The sequence below is a fragment of the Mesorhizobium sp. M7A.F.Ca.CA.004.06.1.1 genome (assembly GCF_003999135.1).
Taxonomy (GTDB): domain Bacteria; phylum Pseudomonadota; class Alphaproteobacteria; order Rhizobiales; family Rhizobiaceae; genus Mesorhizobium.
Genome location: NZ_RZPQ01000348.1, coordinates 1 through 6025, shown reverse-complemented (window position 1 = coordinate 6025; position 6025 = coordinate 1). Strand labels below are relative to the sequence as shown.

The following is a 6025-nucleotide window of genomic DNA, read 5'->3' as shown; positions in this document are numbered from 1 at the left end:
CGCTCCGCACAGTTTGCGTGCCGCGACGCCGCAGGAGCTAGCCGAAGTCGCCGCGCTGGCGCCGGAGGGGCCGATTCACATCCATATCGCCGAGCAAGTGAAAGAGGTCGAGGACTGTCTTGCCTGGTCCGGCGCGAGGCCCGTGGAGTTTTTGCTCGCCAATGCCAAGGTCGACAAGCGCTGGTGCCTGATCCACGCCACCCATATGACCGATACGGAAACCGTTGCCATGGCCAGGAGCGGCGCCATCGCCGGCCTCTGCCCGATCACCGAGGCCAATCTCGGTGACGGCACTTTTGCCGCGCCGCTGTTCAGGGAACATGGCGGCCGCTATGGCGTCGGCTCCGATTCCAACGTGCTCATCGGCCTGCCCGACGAATTGCGCCAGCTCGAATATTCACAGCGCCTCGCCCACCGCGCCCGCAATGTGCTGGCGGTCGCGGGCGGCTCGACCGGCCGGGCGCTGTTCGATGCCGCGCTAGACGGGGGCAGCGTCGCCCTTGGCGCCGGCATCTCGCAGATCGCCGCCGGCGCATCCGCCGATCTCGTCTCGCTCGATCCCAAAAATCCCTCGCTGGCCGGCAAGAGCGGCGACGCGATCCTGGACGCCTGGATCTTCGCCAATGGCGGCAAGGTCGACTGCGTCTGGGTGCATGGGTTCAAGCAGGTCAGCGGCGGCACGCATGTGAAGCGAGAGGCTATCGCCGAGCGGTTTCGCAGCGTGATGACGGCGCTTTCGGCATGAGCATGGCCGGCACAGTGGTAGCGGACGGTGGCGGCTCGCTGCACCAGCGCATCCTGACCGACATCAGTGAGAAGATCACGTCCGGTGCCTGGGCGCCCGGCCATCGCATCCCGTTCGAGCACGAACTGAGCGTGCAATACAATTGCTCGCGCATGACGGTGAACAAGGCGCTGTCACAGCTTGCCAAGGCCGGGCTGATCGAACGTCGCCGCCGCTCAGGCAGCTTTGTGCGCCGGCCGCAGTCGCAAGCGGCGGTGCTGGAAATCCACGATATCCGCATCGAGGTCGAAGCGCTCGGCTTGCCTTACCGCTACGAGCGCGTCGCTCGGCACAAAAGGCGCAGCAGCGCCGAGGATCGCGCCCTGCTGGAATTGGGCTTGGCCGGACCGGTTCTGGCGCTGGAATGCGGGCATTTCGCCGGCGAGCGGCCGTTCGCGCATGAACAGCGGCTGATCAACCTCACCGCCGTACCCGAGGCAGCAGACGTGGAATTCGTGGCCATCGCACCAGGACCATGGCTGATCGGCCGCGTGCCGTGGAGCGAAGCCGAGCACCGGATTCGCGCTGTCGCCGCCGACAGACATATAGCGGCCGCACTCGACATCGAAGCCGGCGCGCCGTGCCTGGTGGTAGAGCGGCGGACATGGAGCGCCGAACATCCGGTCACCCATGTGCGCTTTACCTACGCGGCCGAGAGCCACACGCTGGTGGCAAGGTTCAGGCCGCAGGGGTAGCGCCGACGCTCCCTTCTCCCCTTGTGGGAGAAGGTGGATCGGCGCGACAGCGTCGAGACGGATGAGGGGTGTTCCAGCGGAGTGAGACGTTGGCGTTCCCTGGAACACCCCTCATCCGTCGCCTTCGGCGACACCTTCTCCCACAAGGGGAGAAGGTGAAAGTCGACGCTTTAGATCGCGGCGGTAATAATAATCTCGACCAGATAGTCCGGGGTGGCGAGCTTTGCTTCGCCGGTGGCACGGGCTGGCGTGTTGCCCTGCGGCACCCACTTGTCCCATTCCGCGTTCATCTCGGCAAAGGTGCTCATGTCGGCCAGCCAGATGATCGCCTGCAGGATCTTGGTCTTGTCGGAGCCAGCCTTGGCCAGCAATTCGTCGACAGCCGCCAGGATGTCCCTGGTCTGCGAAGCGACGTTGCCGGTTGGCTGGCCGACCTGACCAGCCAGATAGACGGTATTGCCATGGATGACGATCTGGCTCATGCGCGGGCCGACATCGATGCGACGAATGCTCATTGGATGGTTCCTTCCTGTGACGGTTGCGCTTCTTTAGAGTCGCGGCCGGCTTGGGGCAAGGTCGCCAGGTCGAATCCCCTTGGGCCAACGGCATATGGCATGCACACACGGCAAGTTGACCCTGCGGCCGCAATTCCGCCGGATTGGCTTGTTGACTAATGTAATAACATCACATATCCAATCGGCCGCTGCCAGCAGCCGGATTTCGCCGCCTACGGATCGCAGAATGACAAATACCTGCCTGACATTCCGCGACCTGACGCTTGGCTACGGCAGTCATCCGGCGATCCATCATCTCGACGGCACCATCCGCAAGGGCTCGCTGACCGCTGTGGTCGGCGCCAACGGCTCCGGCAAATCGACGCTGATGAAAGGCATTGTCGGCGTCCTGAAGCCAATGGCCGGCGAGGTTATCCGCGCACCCGGTGTACGTGCCGCCTATCTGCCGCAGCAATCGGAGCTCGACCGCTCTTTTCCAGCGCGCGTGGTCGATCTGGTTTCGCTCGGCCTGTGGCCACGACGCGGCCTGCTTGGCCGCTACACCAAGGAAGATCGCGATGACGTCAGCAAGGCGCTGATGGCGGTCGGCCTCGGCGGCTTTGAAAAGCGCCCGATCGACACGCTGTCGGGCGGCCAGTTGCAGCGCACGCTGTTTGCGCGCGTCCTGCTGCAGGACGCCGACCTCATCCTGCTCGACGAACCCTTCAACGCCGTCGACGCCAAGACGGTCGGCGACCTCATTGCCCTGATCAAGCACTGGCACGGCGAGGAACGCACCATCATGGTTGTCGTGCACGATCTGGACCTGGTGCGGCAGAATTTCCCCGAAACGCTGCTTCTCGCCCGCCAGCCGATCGCCTGGGGCGAAACCAGGGAAACGCTGAAACCTGACAACCTGTTGCGCGCCCGCCGCTTCCACGAAGCTTGGGAAGAAAATGCACCCTGGTGCGAGCCGGGCGAGGACGCTCATGGTGACGATCACCATGGCCACGATCACGACCGCCAACATGGCGTCGGACCGAGGGCTGCCTGATGGACATGCTTTACGGCCTTGTCATCGCGCCCTTCGCCGATTTCGGCTTCATGCAGCGGGCTTTGATCGGTTCGCTGATGCTGTCGCTCGGCGCCTGCCCTATCGGCGTCTTCCTGATGCTGCGGCGCATGAGCCTGTCGGGCGACGCCATGGCGCATGCCATCCTGCCCGGCGCGGCCGCCGGCTTCCTGTTCTATGGGCTGGAGATCCTGCCGATGACCATCGGCGGCCTGATCGCCGGCGTCATCGTCGCGCTCGGCGCCGGCGCCGTCTCGCGCTTCACCATACAGCGCGAGGACGCCTCGATGGCGGCGTTCTATCTGATTTCGCTCGCCATCGGCGTGCTGATGGTGTCGATCCGCGGGTCCAGCGTCGATCTCATGCATGTGCTGTTCGGCACCGTGCTGGCGCTCAACGATGAGGCCCTGACGCTGATCGGCGGCATCGTCGCGGTGACGCTGGTCAGCCTCGCCATCTTCTGGCGGGCGCTGGTCGCCGAATGCCTCGACCCGCTGTTCCTGCGCTCGGTCAGCCGGCTCGGCAGTCCGGTGCATTTCATCTTCCTCGGCCTTGTCGTGCTCAACCTTGTCGGCGGCTTCCAGGCACTCGGCACGCTTCTGTCGGTTGGGCTGATGATGCTGCCGGCCGCAGCCGCCCGCTTCTGGACAGTTCGCGTCGAGCCGATGTGCGTGCTGGCGGTGCTGATCGGCTTTGCGTCCTGCGTCGCCGGGCTGCTTCTGTCCTATCACGCGTCGCTGCCATCCGGCCCGGCCATCATCCTGTCGGCCGGCGTCGTCTATTTCGCCTCGATCCTGTTTGGCACGCGCGGCATTCTGCGCGCGCGCATCATCCATCACCGTCACAGAACGGCCTGATCCCCGCCCCTAGAAGGAGACCCGTCTATGCTGAAATCGATCCATGCCGCCCTGGCGATGAGCGTTATAACATTAACCGCTTTTGGCGCATCGTCGGCCTTGGCCGCACCGCTGAAAGTGGTCGCCAGCTTCACCGTCATTGCCGATTTCGCCAAAAATGTCGGCGGCGACCGCATCGACGTCACCACCATTGTCGGGCCGGATGGCGACGCCCATGTCTACGAGCCGAGCCCGGCCGATGCTGTGGCCATGGCCAAGGCCGACATCGTTCTGGTCAACGGCCTGCATTTCGAAGGTTTCCTGCAGCGGCTGGTCGATGCCAGCGCCACCAAGGCGTCTATCATCACCTTGACCAAGGGCGTGACGCCGATCGATTTCAAACCTGAATTCGCCGATGCCGACGCGGCCGAAGGTGCCGGCACCGACGGCGGCAAGACGGTCACCGATCCGCACGCCTTCCAGTCGATCGCCAATGCCAGGATCTACGTGAAGAACATCGCCGAGGCTTTCTGCGCGGCGGATGCGGAAGGCTGCGTCAGCTACCAGACCAATGCCGCCGCCTACACGAAGAAGCTCGACGCGGTCGAAGGCGAAGTGAAAGCGGCGATCGCCTCAATCCCGGAGAGCAAGCGCGTCGTCATCACCTCGCATGACGCCTTCGGCTATTTCGAACACGCATACGGCCTGACCTTCCTCGCCCCGCAAGGCATCTCGACCGACTCCGAGCCATCCGCCGCAGACGTCGCCAAACTGGTCAATCAGGTGAAGCAGGACAAGGCGGCTGCGATCTTCGTCGAGAACATCACCAACCCGCGCCTGATCGAACAGATCGCCAGCGAAACCGGCATCAAGGTCGGCGGCACGCTCTATTCGGATGCGCTGTCGCAGCCCGACGGCCCGGCCGCGACCTACATCGACATGATGCACAACAACATCCGTCAGATCAAAGGCGCCATTCTCGGCAGCTGAGTTTGAAGGATCGTCCAGCCGGGCCGCATCGGCCCGGTTGGATTTTCCGCCACGCAATGTCTATTTGGCAGAGAATTCCTTCGGTACGGATTGCCGCCCATGTCGGGGAGTGGCAAGACTGCCGCCTGACCAGTTTGCGAGGATGCTGCCATGGAATACCGCGAAATCAGCGAGGACTATTCGGTTTCGGGCCAGATCCAGCCTGAGGACGTCGCCGCCATCAAGGAAGCCGGCTTCAAGAGCGTCATCTGCAACCGGCCCGATGACGAACAGCCCGGCCAGCCTTCTGCCGACACCGTCAAGGCGGCGGTGGAAGCCGCAGGGCTCGCCTTCCGCTACATTCCGGTGATCAGCGGCCAGATCACCGCCGAGAATGTCGAGGATCAGGCCGAAGCGCTCGACGAACTCGACGGCCCGGTCTTCGCCTATTGCCGCTCCGGCGCGCGCTGCACCAATCTCTATGGGCTGATCCAGCAGTCGAAGGGCTGAACGGCCAGGGCTTAAATCGGCAGCGCGCCGGTCTCCTTCAACGTCTCCAGCACGATCGCCGTCTTCACGTGCTGCACGGATTCGTGTGGCAGGAGCACGCCGTTGACGAATTCCGACAGCGACTTCAGGTCGGGCGTCACCACTTTCAAAATGTAGTCCATCTCACCGGTCAGCGCGTGCGCTTCCTGCACTTCGGGCAGCCGCGCCACCAGCTCGCCGAAGCGCCTTGCATTGTCGCGGTTGTGCGTGGCGAGCGTCACCGAAATGACATTGACCAGGGAAAAACCGAGCTTGTCGCGGTCGAGAACGGCGCGATAGCCCTTGATAAAGCCGTCCTCCTCCAGCCGCTGGCGGCGGCGCGAGCATTGCGACGCCGACAGGTTCACCCGCTCCGAAAGATCGTTGTTGGTCAGCCGCGCATCACCCTGCAACAGCGCCATTATCTTGCGGTCAAACTGGTCAATGCGCGCCTCATCCATGGTTTTTCCTCACATCATGCACGCTTCACGCATGACATCATCATTTCAAGCGTTTGAATGCAAGCACCGTGCGCCTCCTCCGCGTTATGATCGTGTCAAATGGCCTTTTCAGGCCAGGCCAGCTTTCGGAGGAATATCATGGGTCCCTTCCCGCACGACGCCCCGCCCGCCAGGATCGGCAAGGAC

General features: G+C 63.6%; 8 protein-coding genes. 6 read left to right on the top strand and 2 right to left on the bottom strand.

Annotated features, from left to right (window positions below; translation table 11 throughout):
• A partial coding sequence (locus EN906_RS19995; protein WP_164777252.1) for an amidohydrolase family protein occupies nt 1–745 on the top strand: 745 nt, incomplete at its 5' end.
• A gap of 2 nt (nt 746–747) precedes the next feature.
• On the top strand, nt 748–1479 hold the full coding sequence (gene hutC / locus EN906_RS19990) for a histidine utilization repressor (protein ID WP_164749090.1): 732 nt from the start codon (nt 748–750) through the stop codon (nt 1477–1479).
• A gap of 170 nt (nt 1480–1649) precedes the next feature.
• Here the strand turns inward: hutC and EN906_RS19985 are convergent, their stop codons facing one another.
• On the bottom strand, nt 1650–1994 hold the full coding sequence (locus tag EN906_RS19985) for a RidA family protein (protein WP_127271894.1): 345 nt from the start codon (nt 1992–1994) through the stop codon (nt 1650–1652).
• 226 nt (nt 1995–2220) lie between these two features.
• Between EN906_RS19985 and aztA the strand changes: the two genes are divergently transcribed.
• The 4 genes from aztA to EN906_RS19965 all read left to right on the top strand — a co-directional run bounded on the left by aztA (nt 2221) and on the right by EN906_RS19965 (nt 5360).
• Nucleotides 2221–3027 (top strand): zinc ABC transporter ATP-binding protein AztA, encoded by an 807-nt coding sequence (gene aztA / locus EN906_RS19980; RefSeq protein ID WP_127273264.1) that lies wholly within the window; start codon nt 2221–2223, stop codon nt 3025–3027.
• On the top strand, nt 3027–3902 hold the full coding sequence (aztB, locus tag EN906_RS19975) for a zinc ABC transporter permease AztB (protein ID WP_031212890.1): 876 nt from the start codon (nt 3027–3029) through the stop codon (nt 3900–3902). Before aztA ends, aztB begins: the two co-directional genes overlap by 1 nt.
• A 27-nt stretch (nt 3903–3929) precedes the next feature.
• Nucleotides 3930–4871 carry a zinc ABC transporter substrate-binding protein AztC gene (gene aztC / locus EN906_RS19970; RefSeq protein WP_127272476.1) on the top strand — a complete coding sequence of 314 codons (942 nt, stop codon included), beginning with the start codon at nt 3930–3932 and terminating at the stop codon, nt 4869–4871.
• A 150-nt stretch (nt 4872–5021) separates the two neighbouring features.
• Nucleotides 5022–5360, top strand: coding sequence for a TIGR01244 family sulfur transferase (locus EN906_RS19965; RefSeq protein ID WP_127270126.1), 339 nt, complete (start codon nt 5022–5024; stop codon nt 5358–5360).
• Nucleotides 5361–5371: 11 nt separating this feature from the next.
• On the opposite strand, the gene EN906_RS19960 is transcribed toward EN906_RS19965, so the two are convergent.
• On the bottom strand, nt 5372–5839 hold the full coding sequence (locus EN906_RS19960; RefSeq protein ID WP_127270128.1) for an Lrp/AsnC family transcriptional regulator: 468 nt from the start codon (nt 5837–5839) through the stop codon (nt 5372–5374).
• Between the last annotated feature and the right edge of the window lie 186 nt (nt 5840–6025).